The following is a 26,061-nucleotide window of genomic DNA, read 5'->3' on the forward strand; positions in this document are numbered from 1 at the left end:
TGACAGGGGGAGAGGCAAGCAAGATGGTGGCCTCGACAGTGGCATAGGCCAGCAGACCGGGAGTTATCCACAGTTGGGCAGAGAAAGGAGTTTTACCCACAGCGTTGCTGCGCCATTGAGCACGTGGATGGTATCAACTCTGCTTAAACTGTCATTTAGGCTTGTTTTTATGCCAATCGCGTGGTTTGCTGACGGAGTTGATTCGCCAATCCTAAGGGAGAGTAGGTGTGGCCCGACGTCGACCCATCAAAACCGCTTCCTGAGCCGTTCCGAGAACAAAACTACGGCATAACTGAATGACTTCTTCTACAGGTCGGCGTGATGGCCCCTTAAAGCAACACTCCCAAACAATCAGCACCCGCCAGCCACTATGGAGCAACGCAACAACTACCTTATCGTCACGCTCCCTATTGCCTCGAATCTTTGTATTCCAGAAATCAGTGCGGGTAGCGGGCAATCTGAATAGTGGGCAGTCGTGACCATGCCAGAAACAACCATGGACTAGAATTACCGCCCGATAGCGCGGAAATACAAGGTCGGGTTTGCCTGGCAACTCAGGAACACAGAGGCGAAAACGCAGCCCTGCTGCATGGAGCCCTCGCCTCAATACCAATTCAGGCTTTGTATCTCTTGCACGTATCCGGCTCATATTGAGCCTGCGTTGGGCTGGCGTAAGGACGTCCATGCATATACCTCATGACCGATTACCGACGGCATCCTCGACGATGATCTTTAGCACGTCTACAAACTGAGCCAACGTCATGCCCGGCCGCAAAGTGACTGCCCCGAACTGGAAACCAGCACGGTAGAGCGGATGGAACAGACGCCCAGGCATCGGTGTATCCCTATAGTCAGCATTCAAAGCTGGTAAATATGGAGTCAGCAGATACGCAGCCGTGACAATACCTTCTGTTTTGCCGGAAGCGACCTCCCGCACCAGTGCATCACGATAAGTATGTATAGAAGTAAGTGCATCATTAAGCCCCGACTCAATCCGGTACTTAGCATCAAGAACAATCATCCGTCCGCTCTCTTCGGCAGTACAAGGTTCAGACGCAGCAACAATATCGGGAGTCATCGTTCGACTATAGGAACCACGTCCGTCTGGTTCACTCCAGAACTCCCTGTACTGTTTCTGGAAACATAATTTCCAGCCTGCTCCAACATCAACAGTGGCACTACCCGCAGCCAGCGTCATACCGCCATTGGCATCTGCAATGAACAGATCCTGGATATCCAGTTGCTCCTGGCCGAATGCCTCTGCAGCAGCCCTGACCAGTCTAAGGAAGCACCACAGTTCATACAGATCAAAGGTTCTGGCAAGCGGTAGATTCAGGAACTCACCAAAAATTGATGCAATACCCAGATTGATATCTTGCCAAAGACGATAGAACCGCCGGTAAGCAGGGTCGTTCCGGAATATAGAGGACAATAAAAGTCGAGGGGAAGCATCACCAGCCTCCACAAAGGGCGTCTCTGAAGCCAGCTGACCCACGCGCCGAGATAGCCTCTTGCATCGGCTGGACCAGACATTCGCTCCCAGACTTATCTCCGGGTCTTCATCCCGCTGACTTCGATCCAGCTGCTCTGCCATAGCGGCCAACCAGGACGACCATGCCCGCAGGCACGCCCCAATCTGCCTATGTTCTGGCAGATCAAGTGAACTGCACCGCTGCCGGATTCGAATCTGTTGAGGCAGAAAACCCTTTAACGACGCTGGAAGACGCCCTGGAGCCTGGGTTTCCTGGGCAATCCGGCCGGAACGGAACGACCGGATGATCTCGGGACCCGTTGCACGAGCTGCTCGGTGATATGGAAGGACAGTTTCCTCCATCCCAAGCAAGCGACGGGGACTTCTCACAATCCCTGCCACCACCGCTTCCAGCTCGCAAATCCTCGAGCGCAAGAACTCAAGCCTAGCTATTGGAGGTGTTCGGCTACTATCTCCACGAGCCACCCCTTTGCGAAATCCGCTCAGCGCGAAGAGAGCAAAGCTGTCTCCGAGAATCTCCCGGAGCATTGCGTCAAAATCGTCCCGGGTAAGCTTTCGTAAATCGGGGTCTGTAACGATTTCAAATCGCAAGGGAGATCGCCCGCACAGTCGAAGTTCAGCCTCAACAGTTCCTGCATGAAAACTAGGGGACCACCTCCAACGTGCTTTATCTGGACTGGCTGACCGCAGAGCTTCCAGGGGGACATCGTCAATCAGAAGGTCTGCAGAGGCCGCATTCTCAGCGTCAAATAGCTCGAACAGATAATTGCCGGTTTCCTGAATCGTACCAGGAGATACCGGCTCAGGGTCCGGCCAGACTCTCCATGCCACCTCCCCCTTATCCTTCCGCATGAACAGGGTTGTCATGGCATGCTCTTAGCGACTGGCCTGAAACGATCCAAACTCATCCAGATCAGAAAGTAATCTATTGAGGAATGCTACCGCTCGCGGCAGGCCACCCAGATCCTTCAGCAAACCATTCAGAAGAGGGCGCTGCTTCTCAGTACCACGAAGCTTCACAAGAATTTTCTGGACCATCAGATCATCGGTGACTTCGTTCGGGTGGGATTTGAGATGCACAGCACTGAAGGCGTGATAGCGCACCACTTCTTCCGCAACACGGTATCCAAAGCCCAGACTATGCGCCGACATAGCTCGATGCGCAGCAAGAAGATGTTTCTCACATGCCTCGCGCCCACTCTGCAGATCGGGTTCTCGGGTGGCAAGCCCATCAAGGAACCCGCCCAGATCAACTGCCGACATATCGATAACCATCGCCCGGTCCAGCACCTTGTCACTTACCGGGCTTGTCGTTTCATCAATGTTAATGGTGCCGATGATATAAAGATTCGGAGGCAGGCGTAGCTCTGACGGAATACTTGTGCCGGTGGAACCCTCAAGCGGAACCCCACTGGAATGCAACAGAAGCTCTCCCTGCGTCTCTACACACGACAGCACATCCGATAAATAATACTCGACTCGTGCCAGATTCATCTCATCGAGTACAACAAAGACAGGAGAATCCTCATGGGCCGTCGCAAGTAGCACGGCTTCCAGGAATGGCGGAACCATGTAACGGTTTGATAGAACATCATAGTATCCCGTTAACCCGGTTGGATCAGTCCATTCCGGACGCACAGGGCAGACGAATAAAAACGGATCTGGTGCAGCACTCGCTGAAATGCCATGTACCGCACGAGCATACTTCAGGGCCAGTTGTGTCTTACCTGTACCGGAGAGCCCAGTCAGGATGACAAAGTGCTTATGAGGAAGGAAGTTGAGTGCTGCATGAAATCGTTGCACCTCCCCTTCCGGGTAATATCCCCCCTGAGCCCGAATAGAGGTTTCAATGTCCTCAACAGGGATTGAGCTCGGCAATCGCCGCATTGCCGGGCTGACTGATGCTGCATCAGTCCAGATCCGGAGCTCATGAACCTTCTCTCTGCCAACAAGGCTGGCAAGATACCCTACAAACTCACGAGCAAGCAGACTGCGGCGAGCCGAGGCCGCAGGCGGCCAAATAGCAAACCGGATGGAGTCGACTTTTGCCATACAATCCGGATCGAGGAGTCCTTCAGGGGCACCACTGCGCAGCGACTCCCTAAAGTCATAATTATGAAAATAAATATGACCTGTTTCTGTGATATAGAACTTCAGGTTATTACTTATTTTTCCCGGCTTACCTGATTGAGCAATTTTCTCTGCTCCCTCGTGGAACAGCTTCTGCAACCCATTATTGATTTTTACTGCTTCTGCAGAAATAACAATGGCGAAGTACACCTCATCCTGAGGTGGAAAATTGAGTACACACAGGAAAATAAATTGCTCAAGAGGTGATGTACGCCCCTCGACCAATCCAGCGGAGTACGCCTCCATGTTGTTCGTACATGCGAACAGCCCACCTTCGATGACGCGTGCACTATTCGAGAATCCAAAGTTCTTTGCGACTCGCGCATCCGCCCGGATATCGGGCAATGCCCGGATCGCCTCCTCAAACTGTTGCTGCCGTTCTGTCGCCGACATGTTCTTCCTGTAATTGCGCTATTCGTGTTTGCAAAGTTGCCATAATTGTCTGGGCCAGGGCTTTTGACAGAAGAGGTGGAACCGCATTACCAATCTGACGGAAAGCTGGGTTCATTGTCCCACTGAACTGGAAACCGTCAGGGAACGACTGCAGTCTCGCAGCCTCCCGAACAGAAATAGTCCTTGCCTGCAGGCTGTCATAATGAATATGACTGTAGCTATCCTTTCCAAGATGCGCCATCAACGTCCTAGCCGGCTGATCTTTCCACATCTTGCGCCATTTGTTTGGAAACTTACTGGCATCGTATGGAGGAATGATTGAATCCCGTAACTGCTGGTACTCGTCTGAGCCCTCTTTCAGAGCAGCCCCTTTTTCCCGTGCCGCCGTGAGACGTTCCTCAAACATCTCAACAGCATGCTGATAGGCCTCCGGGTATTGATCCCCCGGATTCATCCTCGCAAACAACTCATAATCTCTGGGCAAATACCGGATTACATGATCTCTGAGGCCGTCAGGCGATGCTTCAAACCCTGGCCATGAACGCATCAGTTGAGCATACCCAGAAAGTTTGGACTTTTTGCCATAGGGAATGAACTGATCGAATCTCCGTGCCCCACGCTTCAGAGCGCCAGCAGCAACAAGTTCGCGTGCTTTGATGAGAGGTAAGTCACCTATGGCATCTTCAGCGGTAACCGCTCTCTCCTGCACCGGTGTTGCGACCGGGGGGGCGACATAAGAATGAACCTCACCAAATAGTCCCCCCACTGTTTTCAGCGCAACAGCTCTGGTCCCTTCGTAGCCAGAAGGTAATACAAGCCAGTTAGTTGGCTCAGGGAATGTAACTTGGTCTGCAACTTCCCGACGGTATGCGACGAGGAACATCCGCTCGCGCATCTGAGGAACTCCGTAGAACGCGGCGTTAAGGAGCGTGTACCTGCTGACATACCCCTTTGCCTCAAGAATCTCACATGTTTCCTCGGCGACATTGTGTCCGCCATGATTCAAGATATCCGGCACATTCTCCATGAGAACTGCCAGAGGCTGGAACGCATCCACATAGCGGAGATATTCCTTGTACAACCGTGCTCTCGGGTCATGAATAAATGCTTGTGGATGAGCATCAACCTCACGCAGCTTGGATCTACCTACACGTGCAAATGCTTGGCAGGGTGGCCCACCGATGATCACATCGAAGGCCTCTGGAACCGGACCCAGTTCCAGCTTAGAAACCAAGTCTTCGGGATGAGTCTCCGTGATGTCAATTGCACAACTGTGCTTTGGGTCACCATCATGGAAATTCAGACCATGTGAACGTGCTGCATCTGGGTCAAATTCAACAGCAGCCCCAATCTCAAAGCCTGCTGCGTGGAATCCTAACGAAAGACCACCGCAGCCAGCGAACAGATCGAGAACACGCGGCTTCTGCCCGTTCTTCAGTCTTTCGAGTTTGCTAAGTATGATTTGATTTGTCATAGCGTCTCTCCCCCTTTGTATTGAGGTTGCCGGAGAGGTAACTCAAGCTGAGCTTGATGCTCTTCCAGGAATTGAAGCACTGCAGCTCGTATGATCCAAGCAGATGACACATGGTTTGCCTCAGCCATTGATAGGACTTGGGCATATATTTCTTCTGGAAGAAGTACAAACCTACACCATTACACATCAATATTCCGCGCAATCAGGGCGTTGCCTTCGATGAAGGCACGGCGGGGTTCTACGTCGTCGCCCATCAGGGTGGTGAACACGTCGTCGGCACCCATCACGTCCTCGATGCGTACCTTCAGCAGGCGGCGCACGTTCGGGTCCATGGTGGTTTCCCACAGCTGTTCCGGGTTCATTTCGCCCAGGCCTTTGTAGCGCTGGATGTTCATGCCCTTTTTCACTTCAGCCAGCAGCCAGTCCAGTGCCTGGCCAAATTCGCTGATCGGCTTCACGGTTTCGCCACGGCGTACTGCTGCGCCTTCTTGCAGCAGGCCGCTCAGTAGTTCGCCGGTTTTGGCCAGTTCCGCGTAGTCGCCGGTTTCCAGGAAGTCCTGGTCCAGTACCGTCACCAGCACGTTGCCGTGCAGTTTGCGGATGATCTTGATCAGGTGGCCGTCGTTCTTTTCGTCGTGCAGCAGTTCCAGCGTGATGGCTTCTGCCGGTACCAGTGCGCGCAGGCGGGCGATGGTGTCGTTGGAGGCTTGCTCGGTTTCCAGTGACAGGCGGCCGGACTTGAGCATGGCTTCCAGCACCAGCGGGTCGATGACGCGGCTTTCGCGTTCGATCACGGCGCGGGCCAGCAGGAACTGGCGGGCTACTTCGGCCAGGGTGTCGCCGGCCAGCGGGGCGGCGTCGGTGCCGGGGACGAGTTCGGCTTTTTCCAGTGCCAGTTGCAGCAGGTACTGGTTCAGCTCGTAGTCGTCCTTCAGGTAGCGCTCTTGCTTGCCGTGCTTGGCCTTGTACAGCGGCGGCTGGGCGATGTAGATGTGGCCGCGTTCTACCAGTTCGTGCATCTGGCGGTAGAAGAAGGTGAGCAGCAGGGTGCGGATGTGCGCGCCGTCGACGTCGGCGTCAGTCATGATGATGATGCGGTGGTAGCGCAGCTTGTCCGGGTTGTATTCGTCCTTGCCGATACCGCAGCCCATGGCGGTAATCAGGGTGGCGACTTCCTGGCTTTGCAGCATCTTGTCGAAGCGGGCGCGTTCCACGTTGAGGATCTTGCCCTTCAGCGGCAGGATGGCCTGGAATTTGCGGTCGCGGCCTTGTTTGGCGGAGCCGCCGGCGGAGTCACCCTCGACCAGGTACAGTTCGCACAGCTTGGGGTCTTTTTCCTGGCAGTCGGCCAGTTTGCCGGGCAGGCCCAGGCCGTCCATGATGCCTTTGCGGCGGGTGATTTCGCGGGCTTTGCGCGCGGCTTCACGGGCGCGGGCGGCATCGACGATCTTGCCGCAGATGGTTTTGGCGTCGTTGGGGTTTTCCAGCAAATAGCTCTTGAGCGCTTCGCTGATGACTTCGTTGACCACCGGGCCGATTTCGCCGGAGACCAGCTTGTCCTTGGTCTGGCTGGAGAACTTGGGGTCCGGCAGCTTGACGGACAGTACGCAGGTGAGGCCTTCGCGCATGTCGTCGCCGGTGGTGTCCACCTTGGCCTTTTTGGCTACTTCGTGTTCTTCGATGTACTGGTTGAGCGTACGGGTCATCACCTGACGCAGCGCGGTCATGTGGGTGCCGCCGTCACGCTGCGGGATGTTGTTGGTGAAGCACTGGACGCTTTCCTGGTAGGAGTCGTTCCATTGCATGGCCACTTCCACCGTCATGCCGTCTTTTTCGCCAATGCCGTGGAACACCTTGGGGTGCAGCACGTTCTTGTTGCGGTTCATGTATTCGACAAAACCGGCTACGCCGCCGGAGAAGGCGAAGTTTTCTTCTTTGCCGCTGCGCTTGTCCAGCAGGTTGATGCCCACGCCCTGGTTCAGGAAGGACAGTTCGCGGATGCGCTTGGCCAGGATGTCGAAGTGGAATTCCACCAGGCCAAAGGTTTCTTCGCTGGCGCGGAAGGTGACTTCGGTGCCACGGTGGTTGCTGTGGCCGGTGACGGTGAGCGGGGCCACGGCATCGCCACGGCGGAATTCCATTTCGTGCACCTTGCCGTCACGCCAGATCTTCAGCTTCAGCCAGTCGGACAGCGCGTTCACCACGGAGACGCCCACGCCGTGCAGGCCGCCGGAGATCTTGTAGCTGTTGCTGTCGAATTTGCCGCCGGCGTGCAGGATGGTCATGATCACTTCGGCCGCCGAACGTCCTTCTTCCGGGTGGATGTCGGTGGGGATGCCCCGGCCGTTGTCCGATACGGTGATGGAGTTGTCGGGGTTGATGATGACCTTGATGGTGTCGGCATGGCCGGCCAGGGCTTCGTCAATGGCGTTGTCCAGCACTTCAAACACCATGTGGTGCAGACCGGTGCCGTCCGAGGTATCGCCAATGTACATGCCGGGGCGTTTGCGTACTGCATCCAGACCCTTGAGGACTTTAATGCTATCCGCGCCGTATTCCTGTTCGCTCATCCGCTTCTTTCCTGCGGTGGGGGAGGGGGCGGAGGGGGATGTCCCCGTCCGCGCTGTACCGCCCTTTGCCGCTTATACTCAAAATCTCGAAAACTGCTGCCAGTGGCAGCGGCTACTTCCGACTGTGTTGCTCTATCAGATGCGCATCGGCATCACGATGTACTTGAAGTTGCTGTAGTCGGGAATGGTGACCAGCGTGCTGCGGTTGGAATCGCCAAACGCCATCTGCAGGGTGTCGGCCGGCAGGTTGGTCAGCACATCCAGCAGGTAGTTGATGTTGAAGCCGATTTCCAGCTCGCCGCCCTGATAGGCGATTTCCAGTTCTTCTTCCGCTTCTTCCTGCTCGCTATTGGTACACAGGATGGACATCTTGCCCGGTGCCAGTACCAGCCGCACGCCACGGAATTTTTCGTTGGCCAGAATGGCGGCGCGTTGCAGCGCGTGCAGGAAGGTGAGGCGTTCGATCAGGAAGATCTTGTCGTTATCCAGCGGAATCACGCGGTTGTAGTCGGGGAACTTGCCGTCGACTACCTTGCTGATGATCACGGTGGAGCCAAAGCTGAAGCGCACCTGGTTGGCCAGCACTTCGATATTGATTTCGTCGTCGCTGTCCTGCAGCAGCTTGTACAGCTCCAGGATGGTCTTGCGCGGCAGGATGACTTCGGCCTTGGGCAGGGTGGCTTCCACGTCGGCGCTGGCAAAGGCTAGGCGGTGGCCGTCGGTGGCGATCAGTTTTACCTGGTTGCCGTCGGTCTGCATCAACAGGCCGTTGAGGTAGTAACGGATGTCCTGCACGGCCATGGCAAACTGCACCTGCGAGATCAGGCGCTTCAGTTCGCGCTGCGGCAGGGTGAAGCTGGCGTCCGAGGCCGAGCCCACCGACAGCAGCGGGAAGTCTTCCGCCGGCAGAGTTTGCAGATTGAAGCGGCTTTTGCCGGCTTTCAGCGTCAGGCGGCCGTCCAGCTGTTCCAGCGTGACCGTGGCCTTGTCCGGGATGGCGCGCAGGATGTCCTGCAGCTTTTTGGCCGAGGTGGTCAGGCGGAAGTCTTCGCCCGGCAGTTCGTCGGCACTGGCGGTGGTGATCTGGATTTCCAGATCGGTGGCCAGAAAGCCTACCTGGCCGCCCTTCTTTTCAATCAGTACATTGGAAAGAATCGGCAGGGTATGGCGTCGTTCGACAATACCGGTCACCGCCAGCAGGGGCTTGAGAAGGGCATCGCGTTCGGCTTGCAGGATCAGCATGTTTCGGGCTCCCGAATGTGTCCAGAGTCAGTTATCGGTTGAATCAACATCGTTCAATTACGCAGCATGGATAGCAGCGTATCGTAATCGTGTGCCATATCGGCGTCATTACTGCGCATTTCGGCAATGGTCTTGCAGGCATGCAGCACGGTGGTGTGGTCGCGCCCACCAAAGGCGTCGCCGATATTGGGCAGGGAAAGCTGGGTCAGCTCCTTGGCCAGTGCCATCGCCACCTGGCGCGGCCGGGCAATATCGCGGCTGCGCTTTTTGCTGTGCATGTCAGACAGCTTGATCTTGTAGTACTCGGCCACGGTTTTCTGGATGGCATCCACCGTGACCTGGCGGTTGCCGGCGGCCAGGATGTCTTTCAGCGCTTCTTTTACCAGATCCAGCGAGATGTTCTGGTTGGTAAAGCGGGCATAGGCCACCACGCGTTTGAGCGCGCCTTCCAGTTCGCGCACATTGGAGCGTACGTTCTGGGCAATGAAAAACGCCACCGGGTGATCCAGCTTGATACTGTCGGCCTCGGCCTTTTTCATCAAAATAGCCACACGCATTTCCAGCTCCGGCGGCTGGATTTCCACGGTCAGGCCCCAGGAGAAGCGCGAGATCAGTCGCTCTTCCATGCCTTCTATCTGCTTGGGGTAGGTGTCACAGGTCATGATGACCTGTTTGCCACCCTCGATCAGCGCATTGAAGGCGTAGAAGAATTCTTCCTGAGTGCGGTTCTTGCCGGCAAAAAACTGGATGTCGTCGATCAGCAGCAGGTCCAGCGAATGGTAGTAGCGCTTGAACTCGTCAAACGCCTTGTGCTGATAGGCGCGCATGATGTCGGCCACATAGCGTTCGGCGTGGATGTAGCGGATCTTGGCTTGCGGGTTTTTCTGGAATACGTGGTTGCCGATGGCCTGAATCAAGTGGGTCTTACCCAGGCCGACACCGCCATACACAAACAGCGGGTTGTAGGCCTGGTCGCCCGGATTTTCGGCAATCTGCATGGCCGCTGCACGCGCCAGCTGGTTACCCTTACCGGTTACCAGGGTGTCAAAGGTAAACGAGGGGTTGAGCCGGGTGCTTTCGTGGCTGCCGCCAATGGCTTTTACTGCGGCCTGCTTGGCCTGGCTGGGAATATTGCTGGCGGCCGGGGTGGGCGCGGGTTTGCGCGCGCCATTGCCTACGGCTGCCGGCACGGCCAGCGGCTTGCTGCTGGGCGCACCCAGGCGCAGCTCGACCGGGGCTTCGCCAACCAGCTCGACAGCCAGTTCTTCAATGCGGCCGAGGAAACGGTCCTTGATGAACTGCATGATGAAGCGATTGGGTGCAAACAGCGCAATGCCTTCATCGTTGGCTTCGGCCGCCAGCGGCTTGATCCAGGTGTTGAACTGCTGTGAAGACAGTTCGGCCTCGAGGCGAGCGAGGCAGGCAGGCCAGAATTGATCCAGTTCGGTCATTAAGTACACACAAGTAAAAGCAAAAACCCGCCGTGACGATTATCAGGTTCGGCGGGATGGGCCATGGTTTGCCGCCCGGTGGGTTGGCCGGCGCAGTGCGCCTGGCGTGGGGCGTAACCTTGGCATGTGTTCATGCATGGCAGTGGCTTGCACCATCCTCCTGTCGCGCATACCGCCCTGGGCGGGTGGTCTCGTTTAATAATTACGCAGGGGGTGAGGTGCGTTAAGTTTCGACATTCTAACGGTTTTCAGCAAAGTTATCCACAGGTGTACTAAAAATTTGCCATTGACAAGCGGCGGTTTTTCTTGTGAAATCACGCGTTTATTTCCGTTTCGAAACAGGAATTCTTTATCATGAAGCGTACTTACCAGCCTTCCAATACCCGCCGCAAGCGCACTCACGGCTTCCTCGTTCGCATGAAGTCCCGCGGTGGCCGCGCAGTTATCGCCGCCCGTCGCGCCAAGGGTCGCAAGCGCCTGGCCGTATAAGTTAGCAATGACTTATCGCTTTCGCCGTGTGCACCGGCTATTAAAAACGGATGAATTTTCATCCGTTTTTAGTTTGCGGCAAGCGCGCAGCACAGCTTTGTTTCAGGTGTACGCCCGCCCCAATGAACTGGGCCATGCCCGTGTCGGCCTTGTTGTCGGCAAAAAGGTTCACAAGCGGGCAGTACGCCGAAACTACATCAAGCGTACGGTACGCGAGTGGTTTCGCCTGAATCAGGCGGCTTTGCCGGCGCAGGACTACATCGTCCGAGCCAAACAGGCCTTTTCCCGCGCTGACAGAGCAGAAGCTGTCATCGCCTTGTCTACACTCTTTGCTAAACTGGCACGATGTCGCGCCTCCTCATCCTCCTGATCCGTTTTTATCAACTGGCCATCAGCCCATGGCTGGCACCACGGTGCCGCTATGTGCCGACCTGTTCCAGTTACGCGATCGAGGCGGTGAGAAAGCATGGCGCCTGCAAGGGCGGCTTTCTGGCGATGAAACGCATCGGGCGCTGTCACCCCTGGGGTGGCAGTGGTTATGACCCGGTTCCCTGAACTTTCCGGTATCGTAGAGATGGATTCCAAGCGACTCATAATCTTCATCGTCCTGTCCATGGGCATCCTCCTGCTGTGGCAGGAGTACTTTGCGCCCAAGCCTGCTCCGCAGCAGGTGGCACAGACCCAAACGGCTTCGCAGCCGGACGCACCGGCCAGCCGTACCGCCAGCGCCCAGCCTGTTGATGCAGCCAAGCTTACCGCCGGTCAGCGCATTCGCGTCAGCACCGATGTGATCAAGGCAGAAATCGATACCGTAGGCGGCGACCTGCGTCAGCTCGACCTGCTGAAACACGATTCCGCCACGGATGCCAAAAAGCCGTTCGAGCTGCTCACCGACAAGAATGGTCGCGTGTATGTAGCCCAGACCGGCCTGGTGGCAGCCAGCAATCCGGCATTGCCCACCCACAAAACCGTCTATAGCGCCGAGCAGTCCAGCTACACCCTGAGCGGCGACAGCCTGCAGGTGAAACTGACCGCCCCGGTAGCCAATGGCGTGCAAGTGGTGAAAACCTACACCTTCAAGAAGGGCAGCTACGATATCGGCGTTCGCTTCGATATCCACAACGGCGGCAGTACGCCGCTGGCCCCGACCGCCTACTACCGTCTGCTGCGTGACGGCCAGGCACCGGAAGGCGAAGGCCGCTTTGCTCACACCTTTACCGGCCCGGCTGTTTACACTGCCGAAAACAAGTTCCAGAAGGTTTCCTTCGAAGATCTGGCCAAGGGCAAGGGCGACTACGCCAAGAATGCGACCGACGGCTGGGTGGGCATGTTGCAGCATTACTTCATGACCGCCTGGATCCTGAAGCCGGTAGATGCTGCCAGCGTGTGCAAGGATGAAAAATCCTGCCACTTCGAGCTGAAGGATAGCAACGGCCTGTATTCGGCTGCTGCTACCGTCGACCTGAAAACCATCAACCCCGGCCAGACCGCCGCCATCACCGTGCCGCTGTATGCCGGCCCGGAAGACTACAGCGTGCTGACCAAGGTTGCTGATGGCCTGGAATATTCCAAGGACTATGGCTGGGTGCACATCTTTGCTTCGCCGCTGTTCTGGCTGCTGACCAAGCTGCACGGTCTGGTACAGAACTGGGGCTGGGCAATCGTGCTGCTCACCCTCACCGTGAAGGCCATCTTCTATCCGCTGACTGCTGCTTCCTACCGCTCCATGGCCAAGATGAAGGCCCTGGCACCGCGTCTGGAGCGCATGAAGGAACAATACGGCGACGACCGCATGAAGTTCCAGCAGGCGGTGATGGAGATGTACAAGAGCGAGAAGGTGAATCCGCTGGGTGGCTGTCTGCCCATGCTGATCCAGATTCCGGTGTTCATCGGCCTGTACTGGGCGCTGCTGGCTTCGGTTGAGCTGCGTCAGGCACCGTGGATCCTGTGGTACACCGACCTGGCCCGCCCGGACCCGTTCTATGTGCTGCCGGTGATCATGGCCGCTACCATGTTCCTGCAGACCTTCCTGAACCCGCCGCCGACTGACCCGATGCAGGCCAAGATGATGAAAATCATGCCGGTTGCCTTCTCGGCCATGTTCTTCTTCTTCCCGGCTGGTCTGGTGCTGTACTACGCAGTCAACAACATCCTGTCGATTGCCCAGCAGTGGTACATCAACAAGAGCATTGAAAACAGCAAGAAAGTAGCCCTGCAGTCCTGAAACGGACGGTAGTGTTCCAGAAAGCCCGGCCAAATAAAGGCCGGGCTTTTTTCCTGATACAGTAAAAAATCAGCGCAAGCTGACCGAAGCAGCTGCCGCCATCCATGTAGCGGCTGCTTCGGTCAGCCTGTCAGCCGCAAGGAAAGCCCGCATGTCTACCCTCTACGCTCCCGTCACCATCTGCGCCATTGCTACCGCTCCCGGTCGCGGTGGCGTGGGCGTCATCCGCGTGTCAGGGTGCGACTTGCTGCCCTTTGCTGCGGCACTGAGTGGCGGCAAGCAGCCCAAGCCACGCTACGCCACCTATACCGATTTCTACGCCGCCGATGGCCAGGCCATCGACAACGGTCTGCTGCTGTACTTCCCCGGCCCCAACAGCTTCACCGGCGAAGACGTGCTGGAGCTGCAAGGCCATGGCGGGCCGGTGGTGCTCAACATGCTGCTGTCGCGTTGCCTGCAGCTGGGTGCACGGCTGGCCGAGCCGGGCGAGTTCTCCAAACGTGCTTTCCTCAATGACAAGATGGATCTGGCCCAGGCAGAAAGCGTGGCCGACCTGATCGACGCCTCCAGCGAAAGCGCTGCCCGCAGCGCGCTCAAGTCGCTGAAAGGGGCGTTTTCCAATGAAATCCATGTGCTGGTGGATGAGCTGATCACCCTGCGCATGCTGGTGGAAGCCACGCTGGATTTCCCGGAAGAGGAAATCGATTTTCTCAAACAGGCGGACGCGCTGGGCAAGCTGCAAACCCTGCGTCAGCGTCTGCAACAGGTGCAGGCTACGGCGCGGCAGGGGGCCATCCTGCGTGAGGGCATGCACGTGGTGCTGGTGGGCCAGCCCAATGTTGGCAAGTCCAGCCTGATGAATGCACTGGCCGGCGACGATATTGCCATCGTCACCGACATCGCCGGCACCACCCGCGACACCGTGCGCGAGGAAATCGTCATCGACGGCGTGCCGGTGCACATTATCGATACCGCCGGCCTGCGCGATACCGACGATGTGGTGGAAAAGATCGGCATCGAGCGCACCTGGCAGGCGGTGGAGCGCGCCGATGTGGCGCTGGTGCTGGTGGACAGCCGTGACGGTGTCACCACCGAGCTGGAGGCCATTCTGGAGCGTATTCCGCCGCAGCTGCCGCGCCTGTTCATCTACAACAAGGCCGACCTCAGTGGCGATGCCATCGGCCTGTCCGAACAAGATGGCCGCAGCGTGCTGCACCTGTCCGCCCGCACCCATGCCGGGGTCGACTTGCTGAAAGCGCGGCTGCTGGAACTGATTGGCTATAGCGGGGCCAGCGAAGGTGTATTCCTGGCACGCGAACGCCACCTGGACGCCATCCGCCGCGCCTCCGAGCATATGGAGCTGGCGCATACCGATTGGGAAATGGTGGAGATTTTCGCCGAAGAGCTGCGACTTGCGCAGAATGCGCTGTCGGAAATTACCGGCCAGTTCACCCCGGACGACTTGCTGGGGGTGATTTTCAGCCGTTTCTGCATCGGCAAGTAAGCCCCATCAGCGCACCCCTCTGTCGGGCAGCCTGTAGCCTGGCGAGGGGCGCAACAAAACTCCAACAATCTTTCCCCTGACTTTGCTGTACCGTTCGGTACAGGCAGTTCTCCTGCCGTTTTCCATGTCTCGCGGATCAAGTCTGATGGAACAAATCACCGTATACGCCTTCCCGGTTTTCCTGCTGCTGATGCTGGTGGAGCTGGGTTATGGCCTGGCCATTGGCCGCAACACCTATCGCCTGAGTGACGCGCTGGCCAGCCTCAGCCAGGGTTTGCTCAGCCAGTTGGTCGCCAGTGTCAGTGCCTTGTTCCAGATCGGTCTGTATGCGCTGACATGGCGGCATCTGGCGCTGTTTCCCCGCGCTGCACTGTGGAATAGCGTGTGGGGCTGGCTGCTGGCCATCGTGATGTTCGATTTCTGCGATTACTGGCTGCATCGGGTGGGGCATGAAAGCGCAGTGTTCTGGGCGGCGCATGCCGTGCATCACCAAAGCCAGGATTTCAATCTGTCCACTGCCTTGCGTCAGGAAAGCACCGTGGCTTTTCTAGGTTGGCCCTTCTATTTGCCCATGGCGCTGGCCGGTGTTGCTCCGGCCCAGTTTGCATTGGCCGGGCTCATCGTCTTGCTCTACCAGTTCTGGATTCATACCGAACATATCGGCAAGCTGGGCTGGTTCGACCGGGTGTTTTCTTCGCCGTCCAATCATCGGGTGCATCATGCGGTGAATGATCAATACCTGGACAAAAACTACGGCGGCATGTTGATCATCTGGGACCGGCTATTCGGTACTTTTGCGGTGGAGGAAGAGGCCCCGATATACGGTACGCGCACGCCGCTCAATAGCTGGAATCCGCTGTGGGCGGTGGTGTCCGGCTATGTGCCGCTATGGCAGCTGGCCTGTCAGGCCCCACGCTGGCAGGACAAGTTCAAGGTGTGGTTCAAGCCGCCGGGCTGGCTGCCGGCCGGCGTGGTGGACAACAGCCCAGCGTTTGATCTGCAGCGTGCGCGCCAGCGCTTTGATCTGCCGCTAACCCGCAGCAGCATGGCACTGGCACTGCTGCAGTTTGTACTGCTGACCGCAGCGGGGGCAGCGTATCTATGGCAAGCCGATGGCCTGGACACTTTGCACCTGTGGGCATTTGCCTTGTTGCTGGTGGCCGGCCTGATGGGCTTGGGCAGCCTGCTGCAGCGCCGTCTGGCTGTGGCCGGGCTGTTGCTGCTGGATGCACTGCTGCTGCTGGCAGCCTGGCTGCTGTAAGAGCCTGCCAAGTTCTCGTGAGCGAGGCATGGCGAAAGCCGTCTGAAACAACTAAGGATGCGGCGTTTACCGTGATTCAATGAGCGTTCGCCCGGTGTTGTTCACGCCGCATCAGCGTGGCCCTGCACACGCATGCACCGCCCCTGTGCTGGCAGCAACAAAAAACCTGCACCGTGTCAGGGTTTGGCGATAGCATGAGCAAAAATCATTTTGCGGATGCCATATTGCCTTTCCTGCGCGGCTTGTTGCCCATTCTCCTGTCACTGTGTTTATGCCCGGCTTGGGCGGGCCGTCCGCCACTGATACTGGCATTCAATACCTTCAGCCCCTGGAAAACGCTGGATGCACAGGGCCAGCCGTCCGGTCCCTATGTGGAAATCGTCAAGCTGCTGGCAGCACGGCTGGATGCTCCGGTGCATTACCTTCCCTGTCCCCTGCTGCGTTGTCTGCAAGCCATGCGCCAAGGCCAGGCCGATCTGGTGATCGGCGTGCGCAACAGCGATGACCGCGATGCATACATCGATTTTCTCGATCCTCCTTTTGCGGCCGCCACACCGCTGGCGATTTACCTGCGGCGTGCTGATGCTCGCCAGATACGCCGCTTTGCCGACCTCTATCCCTTACGCATTGGTGTGGTGGAAGGTGTGCGGTATCTACCTGTTTTTGATCAGGATAAACAGCTAGAGCGTGACTTCGCACCAAACAGCTTGTCCAATTTCCGCAAGTTACTGGCTGGGCGCATTGATGCATTGGTCATTAATCGGCGTAACGGCATGGAGCTGTTGCGCAGCCAGGGCTGGGAAGCACTGGTTCGAGAGCAGCCACTGCAATTGCCTGCGCAGGAAGAACGTCGGCTTGGGCTGGCACGCCGCTCACCCTGGTATGCCCGGCGTGACCAACTGACGGCTGTGCTGCGTGGCATGCTGCGTGATGGCAGCATTGCCAGACTGCTGGCCGCAACGGCTACTGCGCCAAAATGAGTGAGATGGCGAAGCGCGCTGCCTGAGGCGCTCTGGTCTCACGCGCTTGGACAAACAGCAGCCGGCCTCATTGTGATGTCGCTAATGTGGCTGGATCTGGCTCTTCCGTTGTCGCACTCAGTGGTTGGCCGCCTGATTGTGCCCTTTGCCAAGGCGAGGTTGAGCGGTTCGTGCCATCCACTTTGCCAGTGTCGGTAACTGGCTTTGCAAAATGGTGCACTGCGCGATAAAACACCTTCCGCTCAAGGTTTTCTCCCCGGCCAGTCGGCTATTCATTTTGATTTACAGTACCTTAGTGTTAATGGTTAACCCTGCTTTACAAGCGGGCGGGCGAACCGTTAGTGTCAGGCAACGCGGTGCATTTCCATACTTGCTACTGCTCTTGCCGCCCGGTATGCCAGTTGATTTTTCCTGCACCAGAGGTGCCGCATGGGCAGGCGCACAGCGCAGGTCGTGCCGACGCCCTGCCCGTACCCGATTTCTGCGCAGCCTGATCCCTGCCCGGAAAACCCTGCCGTATTGACCAGATCGTCAGACGGTATATGGTTGGTAGTTGTCGCAATTTTGTAAAAGTATTGCGCAAAATCAACATTCATGGTTTTAATATAATTCAAACGCTCGTTCGAAAAGCCTCGCACGGGCGTTCGCTATCTTTTGGGTTTTGTTTTTTGTCATTTCACATTGCAGGAGAATTTGACCATGCAGATCGCTATTCCGGCCGAAAGGCTGGCTGGTGAAAAACGCGTGGCCGCGACACCGGAAACGGTGAAAAAGCTGATCGCCATGGGTCACACCGTGGTGGTGGAGCAGGGAGCCGGGCAGTTTGCCGCCGCTCCCGACGCGGCTTATGCAGAACTGGGTGCCAGCATTGCGGCCAATCGGGCCGAGGCGCTGGCACAGGCCGACATCGTGCTCACCGTGCGTGCGCTGGACGAAGCCGGCATTGCCGAGCTGAAGCCGGGAGCTGTGCTGATCGGCCAGCTGGCCCCCTACCAGAACACGACTTTCCCGCAGCTGGCTGCGCGCAAGGTTTCCGCCTTTGCCATGGAGCTGCTGCCGCGTACCACGCGGGCGCAGAGCATGGATGTGCTGTCCAGCCAGAACAATATCGCCGGCTACAAGGCGGTATTGCTGGCTACCCATTACTATCCGCGCTTCATGCCCATGCTGATGACCGCTGCCGGCACGGTGAAACCGGCCAAGGTGCTGATCATGGGTGTTGGTGTGGCCGGTCTGCAGGCTATTGCCACGGCCAAGCGCCTGGGTGCGGTGGTGGAAGCCACCGACGTGCGCCCGTCCACCAAGGAGCAGGTGGAATCGCTGGGCGGCAAGTTTATCGAAGTACCGATGACGGCTGAGGAAAAGGCCGCCAGCGACGGGGTGTACGCCAAGGAAATGTCGGACGACTACAAGCGTCGTCAGGCTGAGCTGGTCAGCAAGCACGCCCGCGCTGCCGACATCATCATCACTACCGCGCTGATTCCGGGCAAGAAGGCGCCGACGCTGATTAGCGCCGACATCGTGGCCGCGATGAAGCCGGGCTCGGTGATCATCGATATCGCCGCTGAAGCCGGTGGCAACTGTGAACGCACCCAGCCGGGTGAGGTGGTGGTGACGGACAATCACGTCACCGTGGTGGGCCAGTTCAACCTGCCGGGCGAGCTGGCGGCGGATGCCTCCAGCCTGTATGCCAAGAACCTGCTGACCTTCCTGTCGCTGATGCTGAGCAAGGACGGTTTCACCCTCAATCTGGAAGACGACCTGCTGGCGGCCACCCTGGTGACCCACGACGGCCAGGTACGTTTCCCGGCGGCCAACTAAGGAGAACAAGATGGTCGATCCCTTTATCGCCAGCCTTACCGTCTTCGTGCTGGCCGTGTTTGTCGGCTACCACGTGGTGTGGAACGTCACCCCGGCGCTGCATACCCCGCTGATGGCGGTGACCAATGCCATTTCCGGCATCATCATCGTCGGCGCCATGCTGCAGGTGGTGGACATCAACGGTTCCGAAATCACCCTCACCTCGGTGCTGGGTACCATCGGCATCTTCCTGGCCAGTATCAACATCTTCGGCGGCTTCATGGTCACCCAGCGCATGCTGGACATGTTCAAGAAGAAGAAAAAGTAAGGAAGAACCATGGCTAATATTTCTGCAGTACTTTATCTGGTGGCGGCCGTGCTGTTCATCCTGGCGCTCAAGGGCTTGTCCAGCCCGGTGACAGCGCTGCGCGGCAACAAGTTCGGCATCATCGGCATGGTCATCGCCGTGGTCACCACCTTCATGATCATGGACAAGCCGGTGCTGGGGCTGATTGCCGCTGCCATTGTTGCCGGTGCCGTGATCGGTGGCTGGAAAGCCAGAACGGTGGAAATGACCGGCATGCCGGAACTGGTAGCCGCCATGCACTCGCTGGTGGGCCTGTCGGCGGTGCTGATCGCCGTGGCCGCCATCTTCCATAGCGGTGTGGAACACACGGGCGTACAGAAGGTGGAGCTGTTCATCGGTGCCTTTATCGGTGCTATCACCTTCACCGCCTCGGTGATTGCCTACGGCAAGCTGTCCGGCCGCTTTGGTTCCAAGGCCGTCAGCTTTAACGGCCAGCATCTGCTGAACCTAGTGCTGGCACTGGCCATGGTGGGCTTTGGTATTGCCTACTTCGTGACCGACAGCCACGCGGCCTTCCTCGCCATGGTGGCCATTGCGCTGGTATTGGGCGTGACGCTGATCATCCCCATTGGCGGTGCCGACATGCCGGTGGTGGTGTCCATGCTCAACTCCTACTCCGGCTGGGCGGCGGCGGGTATCGGCTTTACGCTGAACAACCCGGTGCTGATCATTGCCGGTGCCTGCGTGGGTTCGTCTGGTGCCATCCTGTCCTACATCATGTGCAAGGCGATGAACCGTTCCATCGTCTCGGTGCTGCTGGGCGGCTTTGGTGCGGAGTCGGGCGGCGCTGGCCCGGCTGGAGATACCGGTCCGAAGAACTACAAATCCGGTTCGGCAGAAGACGCGGCCTTTCTGATGAGCAATGCCGACAGCGTGGTGATCGTGCCGGGTTATGGCCTGGCGGTATCGCGCGCCCAGCATGCCTTGCAGGAGTTTGCCGAGTTGCTGCACGAGAAGGGCGTGACCGTGCGCTACGCCATTCACCCGGTGGCAGGCCGCATGCCGGGCCACATGAACGTGCTGCTGGCCGAAGCCGAAGTGCCCTACGAACAGGTACTGGAGATGGAGGAGATCAACTCCGACTTCAACAATACCGACGTGGTGCTGGTGATTGGTGCCAACGACGTGGTCAACCCGGCGGCGCAGAAGGACAAGGCCAGCCCCATCTACGGCATGCCGATTCTGGAAGCGCACAAGGCGCGCACGGTGATCGTGGTGAAACGCTCGATGAGCGTGGGCTATGCCGGCCTCGACAACGAGCTGTTCTACATGGACAAGACCATGATGGTATTTGGCGATGCCAAAAAAGTGGTGGAAGACCTGGTAAAGGGAGTGGTGCACTAAGCCTGCGCACCACCGCTTTCCAAGCAAACCCTGCCTGGCCGGCAGGGTTTTTTCTTGCCTGCCGCGCAGGCTTGGCGGCGGGCGCGGCCATCCTTAGGATGGGTTGACAGTAGTCACTGTATGGAACTCATAGCGTGTTCCGGCCTCTTAAATATTAGCGTTATTTAATTTTGGAGATGAATATGCACTGGAAAACGAGCGCTGTTATCGCGGCCCTGTTGTCTGCTCCTGTATTTGCCCAGCCCAATCTGCAGGGCAGTGAATGGCAGCTGGTATCGCCCAAAGTGGCCGAACCGCTGCCCACGCTGTCGTTCCAGGCCAAGGGCATCAGCGGTTTTGCCGGTTGTAACCGCTTTACCGGCCACACCAATGCCGAGGGCAAGCTGGTGGTGGCCACCACGCGCATGATGTGCCCACCCGCCATGATGCAGACCGAACAGGCCTATATAGGCTTCCTGTCGCAGCCCTTCCAGATCAAGACCGATGGCAAGGTGCAGCAACTGGTGCTAACTAGTAGCGCGGGCGAATACCGTTTTGTACGCAAGCTGGATAAGACGGCAGGCCACCCCGCAGCCGCCGCAGCTCCGGCGCAGCGGCCGCAGTATCTGTATGTCAGCAGCCAGCGCAAGAACTGCAGTGCGGGAGCCGGGCAGATGCAATGCTTGCAGGTGCGCAGTAGCGAAAACCAGCCCTGGCAGTTGTTCTACGGCGCGATCGAGGGTTTCACCCCGCAGCCCGATACCGCCTACTACCTGAAGCTGCGCTATGAAACCGTGCCGAACCCGCCTGCGGATGCCTCGGCGGTACGGACCATTCTGGAGCGCGTGGTATTCAGCGAAACGATCAGCCGCAGTGTGCAATGAGCACCGACTGCTCAGTCAGGAGTCAGCGCATGAAACATTTCTGGATGCCGGTACTGGCCCTTGGCTGGTTGACTGGCTGTGCCAGCGCGCCGCCGGCCACGCCCGCGAATAAGCCACAGGGCTGGCAGGCACCGCGTGATCTGGCCAGCCTGGAAGGCCGCTGGCAACAGGTGGATGCTGGTAAGGATCAGCCCTACCGGCTGGAGTTTGCCGCGGGCCGTCTGCATGCTTCTGCCGGCTGTAATGGCATGGGCAGTGTGGTGAGCCTGGAGAATGGCCTACTCAAGACCGGGGCGATGATGTCGACCCTGATGGCCTGCCCGCCACCGCTGGATCAGCGTGAGCGCAGCCTGAGCCAGTTGCTGTCGGCACAGCCCCGGCTGACACTGCAGGGCAATCGGCTGCAATTGCAGGCGGGCTCCGACCAGCTGGAATTCCAGCGCGAGACTACTCATGACGGTAGTTGAACGGCAGAGATGACAAAGAAAAAGCCCGCGTTGTTAAACGCGGGCTTTTTACTGGGTGACCGGGCTTCAGTCGCCTTTGGCCAGTGCAAGTTCCAGGCTGCGGTGGTAATGCTGCGCGGCTTGTTCTTCCTTGCCGGTAGCCTCGAACAGACGGGCCAGTTCGGCATTGGCACATAGTGTGGCGCTGATGGAGTTGCTGGCCTCCAGATAGCTTTGCGCCTTGCCCCACAGCTGCTGCTTCATGGCCAACCGGCCCAGCGCCAGCAACAGCATGTGGTCGCGTGGACGGCTCTTGAGCCAGCCTTCTGCATCGCGCATCAGTTCCAGCCGCTTTTCCGGTGACAGGCGTTCGGCCAGCTGACCCAGCTCGCGTGCCAGTTCCGGCGTGGCCTGTTCTTCATCGGCCAGCGCCTCACCCAGCAAGGTGGCGGCATAGTCAAAGTCTTCCAACGCAATCAGCCGGCTGACGATTTCGCTGACCAGCACCGGATTGCGCCGTTCGGCGTCCGGGATGCGGCGCAGCCAGTCGCGCACTTCGCGGCCACCGACAAAGCCGGTCAGCTGCTGGCTGTAGGCGGCCAGACGGTAGCGGCGGGCCTGTGCAGGTTCCAGCGCCTCTGCCTTGAGCAGCTTTTCCGTCAGTGCCAGGACAGCTTCCGGCTGGCGTTGCAGCAGGCGGACTTTCAACTCCAGGCGCAGGGCGTTGGTAAGATTGGGCGACAGGGCGCGGGCGCGTTCGATGGCTGCCAGCGCACCCAGTGCATCCTTGGCTTCCAGCTTCAGCTCTGCATCCAGCATGTGACGGGCCAGCTGCAGGCGCTCAGGCAGGACATCCAGCTGTTGCAGATAGCTGTCACGCTTTTCCAGATCGCCGGTAGCACCCGCGGAGCGGGCTGCCAGCAGCAGGGCGAGCGCACGGTTTTCCGGTGCGTACTCGTCGGTCATGGCCTTGAGCGCTTCACGTTCCGCCTTCTGGAAGCGGCCTTCGAAAAAGGCGATACCGGCTTCACGCAGGGCATGGCGGGCGGCTTTCAGCTTTTTCTGACGCTGGAAACGGCGCACTTCGGCAGGCAGTCCGGCGGTGATGCTGATGATGCGCATCACCACGTAGGCCAGTGCTATCAGTGCCACGATGCCCAGCAGCAGCAGGTTGAACGACACCTCCATGCGATAGGGCGGCAAAAACAGGATGGCGTAGCCGGTATTCAGGGTGGAGGCCAGCCCCACCAGTACGGCCAGGGCAAACAGGCCGGTAATCCAGATGACAAATTTCACCGGTCAGTCTCCCTTGTTGCCCTGGGCATCACGTACCGCTTTCAGGCTGGCATTGAGGTCGGGCAGGGTTACGGACAGTGGCGCACCTTTCAGTTCCAGCAAGGTGGACAGCCACTGGCGGGTGGCCGGCGCGTCATTGTCGAAGTAGCGCAGCACATAGGACTGGGCGGCGCTGACATCGGCATCGAAGGTAGTGCCATCACGCTGGATCAGGGCCAGGCGGGCATCCAGCAGGCGCATTTTCAGGTTTTCCCGCAGGAAGAAGGCTTGTTCAGGCGACAGCAGCAGCGCTTCGGGCTTGTCCATGCGGCGGATGTGCACCAGCTCGCCCAGGCTCTGGCTGATGTCGGCCACCAGGCGTTCCCAGAAGGGGGCGCTGGCCGGCAGCGGCTTGGCAGCACGCTTGTCTTGCAGGCGATGGGCATCCACCACCAGCGGCAGGCTGTCGCCGGACAGCATCAGCCGGTCCAGCTTGACGGTGAGGCCGACGGTGTCCAGATAGGGCAGGGCCTTGAGCTTTTCCAGATCGGTAGCCACGGCTTTTTTCACTGCGATCAGCTGCGGTTGGTCGAATTTCGACAGGCGGGCATCCACCATCTGCAGTGCGGAGATGGCGGCGGGGACGTTACCGGCCAGCTGCAGCTGCTGGCTGGCAATGGCCAGGGTGTGTTCCACCTCGGACAGCAGCCAGTCGCTGCGGGTCTTGGTCAACTCCTGGTACATGCCATTCAGCGTGGCGTACTGGCCAGCGGATTCATTGACGCGGGTTTCCAGGACCGCCAGCTTGGCGTCGGTGGCGCGGGCGGCGGTCAGCGCCTGCTCGGTCATGCCGCGCAATTCCTTGGAGGCGCCATTGCCTTCAGCCAGCCGGCCTGCCAGTTCCTGACGGGCGGCAGTCAGTTCCTGCTGGGTGCTGTACAACTGCCAGCCGGATAGGCCAAGGGCAGCCAGCGCCACCAGCAGGGCCAGGTTCAGCTGTTTCTTGCGGGACGGACGGGGGGTGTCGACAGTCTGGGTTTCGCTCATGGGTGACGGGAGAACCATTCTCTGAGGCCGGCGACGAGCGCATCGTCATCGGCCCGGGTTGTCACGATGCGTGTCGCGCCCAGAGCCTGCAATCGTTCGGCAATGCGCGGGTGCGGCACACAATACAAAAGGCATTGTAACGTCCCGGCTCTTGCCGGACCAGCCAGTCTGAACAATTGCTCGGCCATTTCACTGGAAGTGATCACCATGGCGTCCGGCAGGCCGTCATCCAGCAGGCGCCAGTCCGGCCGGCCATCCACCCGCTGGTAGACTTCGGCCAGCGTCACCGTGGCACCACGGGCGCGCAGGGTATCGGCCAGCAGGGCACGGCCGCCCTGGCCGCGTACGATCAGCCAGTGCTGACCGGCGACATCCGCCAGCTGGGGCAGGGCCAGCAGGGCTTCGCTGTCGCTGCCTGCCGTGGGAAACAGGATGTCCTGCCCGCTGAGCATGGCCAGGCGGCGGGCACTGGCCTGGCCGACACAGGCCAGCCGCGCCGCCGGTGGCTGTGCCTGCAGCGTCGGCCAGGCCACGTCGATGGCGCTGGGGCTGACGAAAAACAGCCAGTCGGCCTGCGCGGCCTGCTGTGGCAGGTGGGCCAGCGCTTCTGGCTGCGGCTGGATCTCCATCACCGGGAAGCTTTGCCCCTGCCAGCCGGCAGCGGCCATTAGTTGCAGCAAACGGCCGCTTTGCGCGGCCGGTCTGGCCACCAGGATGCGGCGGCCAGCCGTTGTCATTGCTGGTCTTTCAGTACGGCGTCGATCAGCGGCTTGGCGCCGTCATCCAGCAGGCGTTTGGCCACGGCGCGGCCCAGCGATTCGGCATACTGGCGCGGCGCACTGGCGGCGGCGGTGAGCATGACCGAGCCATCCGGATGCGCGACAAAGCCGCCCAGGCTGATGACTTCGTCGCTGAGGGTGGCAAAGGCGCCCAGCGGTACCTGACAGCTGCCGCCCAGTTCACGTGCCAGTGCGCGCTCGGCGCTGACACAGGCGTGGGTGTCCGGGTGATTCAGCGGCTGCAGCAGCGCCAGCATGTCGGCGCGGTCGGCGCGGATTTCAATGCCCAGCGCGCCCTGACCGGCAGCCGGCAGGCTTTCCGACGGGGCGAGTTCTGACCGGATGCGGTCGTGTAGCTCCAGGCGCTTGAGGCCGGCGGCGGCCAGAATGATGGCATCGTATTCGCCATCATCCAGCTTGCGCAGGCGGGTTTGCACATTGCCACGCAAGGGCTTGATCACCAGTTGCGGGTAGCGTGCGCGCAGTTGCGATTCGCGACGCAGGCTGGATGTGCCCACCACGGCCCCTGCCGGCAGCTCTGCCAGGCTGGCAAACTTGTTGGAGACAAAGGCATCGCGCGGGTCTTCGCGTTCGCAGATGGCGGCTAGGGCAAAGCCTTCGGGCAGCACCATGGGCACGTCCTTGATGGAGTGCACGGCCAGATCGGCGCGGCCTTCGGCCAGCGCCACTTCCAGCTCTTTCACGAACAGGCCCTTGCCGCCGATCTTGGACAGGGTCTTGTCCAGGATTTGGTCGCCCTGGGTGGTCATGCCGAGGATTTCGACGGTGAGGTGCGGATACAGCGCTTGCAAGCGGGCCTGAATGTGCTCTGCCTGCCACATGGCCAGGCGGCTTTCGCGGCTGGCGATGACGATCTTGTCCATGAATTGCATTCCTGACGATGAATTTTCGTCCGATTCTAGCATGCAG

24 protein-coding genes are annotated in these 26,061 nt (G+C 58.9%); 12 read left to right on the forward strand and 12 right to left on the reverse strand.

All coding sequences use genetic code 11. The features are described from left to right. Window positions 1–211: 211 nt before the first annotated feature. From H2Z84_RS21545 to dnaA, 8 genes are all read right to left on the reverse strand, one after another. Entirely contained in the window at window positions 212–685 is a 474-nt protein-coding gene (locus H2Z84_RS21545; RefSeq protein ID WP_181836711.1) for a very short patch repair endonuclease, read from the reverse strand. A 9-nt stretch (window positions 686–694) separates the two neighbouring features. Beyond that, window positions 695–2,359, reverse strand: a complete 1,665-nt coding sequence (locus H2Z84_RS15035) for a DUF2357 domain-containing protein (RefSeq protein ID WP_181836712.1) — start codon at window positions 2,357–2,359, stop codon at window positions 695–697. 9 nt (window positions 2,360–2,368) lie between these two features. Beyond that, window positions 2,369–4,015, reverse strand: coding sequence for an McrB family protein (locus H2Z84_RS15040; protein ID WP_181836713.1), 1,647 nt, complete (start codon window positions 4,013–4,015; stop codon window positions 2,369–2,371). After that, a complete protein-coding gene (locus H2Z84_RS15045) occupies window positions 3,984–5,489 on the reverse strand; it encodes a DNA cytosine methyltransferase (protein WP_181836714.1) in 1,506 nt (501 codons plus the stop codon). Before H2Z84_RS15045 ends, H2Z84_RS15040 begins: the two co-directional genes overlap by 32 nt. Beyond that, entirely contained in the window at window positions 5,486–5,638 is a 153-nt protein-coding gene (locus tag H2Z84_RS21550) for a ribbon-helix-helix protein, CopG family (protein ID WP_369597790.1), read from the reverse strand. The genes H2Z84_RS15045 and H2Z84_RS21550 overlap by 4 nt, the downstream gene beginning before the upstream one ends. 30 nt (window positions 5,639–5,668) lie before the next feature. Next, window positions 5,669–8,059 carry a DNA topoisomerase (ATP-hydrolyzing) subunit B gene (gene gyrB / locus H2Z84_RS15055; protein ID WP_181836716.1) on the reverse strand — a complete coding sequence of 797 codons (2,391 nt, stop codon included), beginning with the start codon at window positions 8,057–8,059 and terminating at the stop codon, window positions 5,669–5,671. A 135-nt stretch (window positions 8,060–8,194) separates the two neighbouring features. After that, the gene (dnaN, locus tag H2Z84_RS15060; protein ID WP_103523662.1) at window positions 8,195–9,301 is read right to left on the reverse strand and encodes a DNA polymerase III subunit beta; all 1,107 of its coding nucleotides are present in this window, start codon (window positions 9,299–9,301) and stop codon (window positions 8,195–8,197) included. Window positions 9,302–9,354: 53 nt separating this feature from the next. Beyond that, complete coding sequence (gene dnaA / locus H2Z84_RS15065; RefSeq protein ID WP_181836717.1) at window positions 9,355–10,752, reverse strand: chromosomal replication initiator protein DnaA; 1,398 nt, start codon at window positions 10,750–10,752, stop codon at window positions 9,355–9,357. A 354-nt stretch (window positions 10,753–11,106) separates the two neighbouring features. Here dnaA and rpmH point away from each other — a divergent pair, with 354 nt between their 5' ends. The 12 genes from rpmH to H2Z84_RS15125 all read left to right on the forward strand — a co-directional run bounded on the left by rpmH (window position 11,107) and on the right by H2Z84_RS15125 (window position 22,051). After that, window positions 11,107–11,241 carry a 50S ribosomal protein L34 gene (rpmH, locus tag H2Z84_RS15070; protein WP_103523664.1) on the forward strand — a complete coding sequence of 45 codons (135 nt, stop codon included), beginning with the start codon at window positions 11,107–11,109 and terminating at the stop codon, window positions 11,239–11,241. A gap of 7 nt (window positions 11,242–11,248) precedes the next feature. Beyond that, entirely contained in the window at window positions 11,249–11,611 is a 363-nt protein-coding gene (gene rnpA, locus H2Z84_RS15075; protein ID WP_124645323.1) for a ribonuclease P protein component, read from the forward strand. Continuing rightward, window positions 11,587–11,796, forward strand: a complete 210-nt coding sequence (gene yidD, locus H2Z84_RS15080; RefSeq protein ID WP_045848138.1) for a membrane protein insertion efficiency factor YidD — start codon at window positions 11,587–11,589, stop codon at window positions 11,794–11,796. Before rnpA ends, yidD begins: the two co-directional genes overlap by 25 nt. A gap of 19 nt (window positions 11,797–11,815) precedes the next feature. After that, a complete protein-coding gene (gene yidC, locus H2Z84_RS15085) occupies window positions 11,816–13,465 on the forward strand; it encodes a membrane protein insertase YidC (protein WP_181836966.1) in 1,650 nt (549 codons plus the stop codon). A gap of 151 nt (window positions 13,466–13,616) precedes the next feature. Then, entirely contained in the window at window positions 13,617–14,969 is a 1,353-nt protein-coding gene (mnmE, locus tag H2Z84_RS15090) for a tRNA uridine-5-carboxymethylaminomethyl(34) synthesis GTPase MnmE (RefSeq protein WP_181836718.1), read from the forward strand. 145 nt (window positions 14,970–15,114) lie between these two features. After that, window positions 15,115–16,230, forward strand: coding sequence for a sterol desaturase family protein (locus H2Z84_RS15095; RefSeq protein ID WP_181836719.1), 1,116 nt, complete (start codon window positions 15,115–15,117; stop codon window positions 16,228–16,230). Between the two features lie 194 nt (window positions 16,231–16,424). Beyond that, on the forward strand, window positions 16,425–17,210 hold the full coding sequence (locus H2Z84_RS15100; protein ID WP_181836720.1) for a substrate-binding periplasmic protein: 786 nt from the start codon (window positions 16,425–16,427) through the stop codon (window positions 17,208–17,210). A 699-nt stretch (window positions 17,211–17,909) separates the two neighbouring features. Further along, a complete protein-coding gene (locus H2Z84_RS15105) occupies window positions 17,910–19,031 on the forward strand; it encodes a Re/Si-specific NAD(P)(+) transhydrogenase subunit alpha (RefSeq protein ID WP_181836721.1) in 1,122 nt (373 codons plus the stop codon). A gap of 10 nt (window positions 19,032–19,041) precedes the next feature. Then, window positions 19,042–19,338, forward strand: a complete 297-nt coding sequence (locus tag H2Z84_RS15110) for a proton-translocating transhydrogenase family protein (protein ID WP_045848133.1) — start codon at window positions 19,042–19,044, stop codon at window positions 19,336–19,338. A 9-nt stretch (window positions 19,339–19,347) separates the two neighbouring features. Beyond that, window positions 19,348–20,721 carry an NAD(P)(+) transhydrogenase (Re/Si-specific) subunit beta gene (locus H2Z84_RS15115; RefSeq protein WP_181836722.1) on the forward strand — a complete coding sequence of 458 codons (1,374 nt, stop codon included), beginning with the start codon at window positions 19,348–19,350 and terminating at the stop codon, window positions 20,719–20,721. A 182-nt stretch (window positions 20,722–20,903) separates the two neighbouring features. Further along, window positions 20,904–21,584, forward strand: coding sequence for an META and DUF4377 domain-containing protein (locus H2Z84_RS15120; protein ID WP_181836723.1), 681 nt, complete (start codon window positions 20,904–20,906; stop codon window positions 21,582–21,584). Between the two features lie 29 nt (window positions 21,585–21,613). Further along, on the forward strand, window positions 21,614–22,051 hold the full coding sequence (locus tag H2Z84_RS15125; RefSeq protein ID WP_181836724.1) for an META domain-containing protein: 438 nt from the start codon (window positions 21,614–21,616) through the stop codon (window positions 22,049–22,051). 66 nt (window positions 22,052–22,117) lie between these two features. Here the strand turns inward: H2Z84_RS15125 and H2Z84_RS15130 are convergent, their stop codons facing one another. From H2Z84_RS15130 to hemC, 4 genes are read right to left on the reverse strand one after another with little or no spacing between them, the layout of a single operon-like run. Next, a complete protein-coding gene (locus H2Z84_RS15130; protein WP_181836725.1) occupies window positions 22,118–23,326 on the reverse strand; it encodes a heme biosynthesis protein HemY in 1,209 nt (402 codons plus the stop codon). A gap of 3 nt (window positions 23,327–23,329) precedes the next feature. Then, entirely contained in the window at window positions 23,330–24,352 is a 1,023-nt protein-coding gene (locus tag H2Z84_RS15135) for a uroporphyrinogen-III C-methyltransferase (RefSeq protein WP_181836726.1), read from the reverse strand. Beyond that, window positions 24,349–25,089, reverse strand: a complete 741-nt coding sequence (locus H2Z84_RS15140) for a uroporphyrinogen-III synthase (protein ID WP_181836727.1) — start codon at window positions 25,087–25,089, stop codon at window positions 24,349–24,351. Before H2Z84_RS15140 ends, H2Z84_RS15135 begins: the two co-directional genes overlap by 4 nt. Continuing rightward, the gene (hemC, locus tag H2Z84_RS15145; RefSeq protein ID WP_181836728.1) at window positions 25,086–26,015 is read right to left on the reverse strand and encodes a hydroxymethylbilane synthase; all 930 of its coding nucleotides are present in this window, start codon (window positions 26,013–26,015) and stop codon (window positions 25,086–25,088) included. Before hemC ends, H2Z84_RS15140 begins: the two co-directional genes overlap by 4 nt. Window positions 26,016–26,061: the final 46 nt, after the last annotated feature.

The sequence above is a fragment of the Aquitalea aquatica genome, assembly GCF_013911085.1.
Classification (GTDB): domain Bacteria; phylum Pseudomonadota; class Gammaproteobacteria; order Burkholderiales; family Chromobacteriaceae; genus Aquitalea; species Aquitalea aquatica.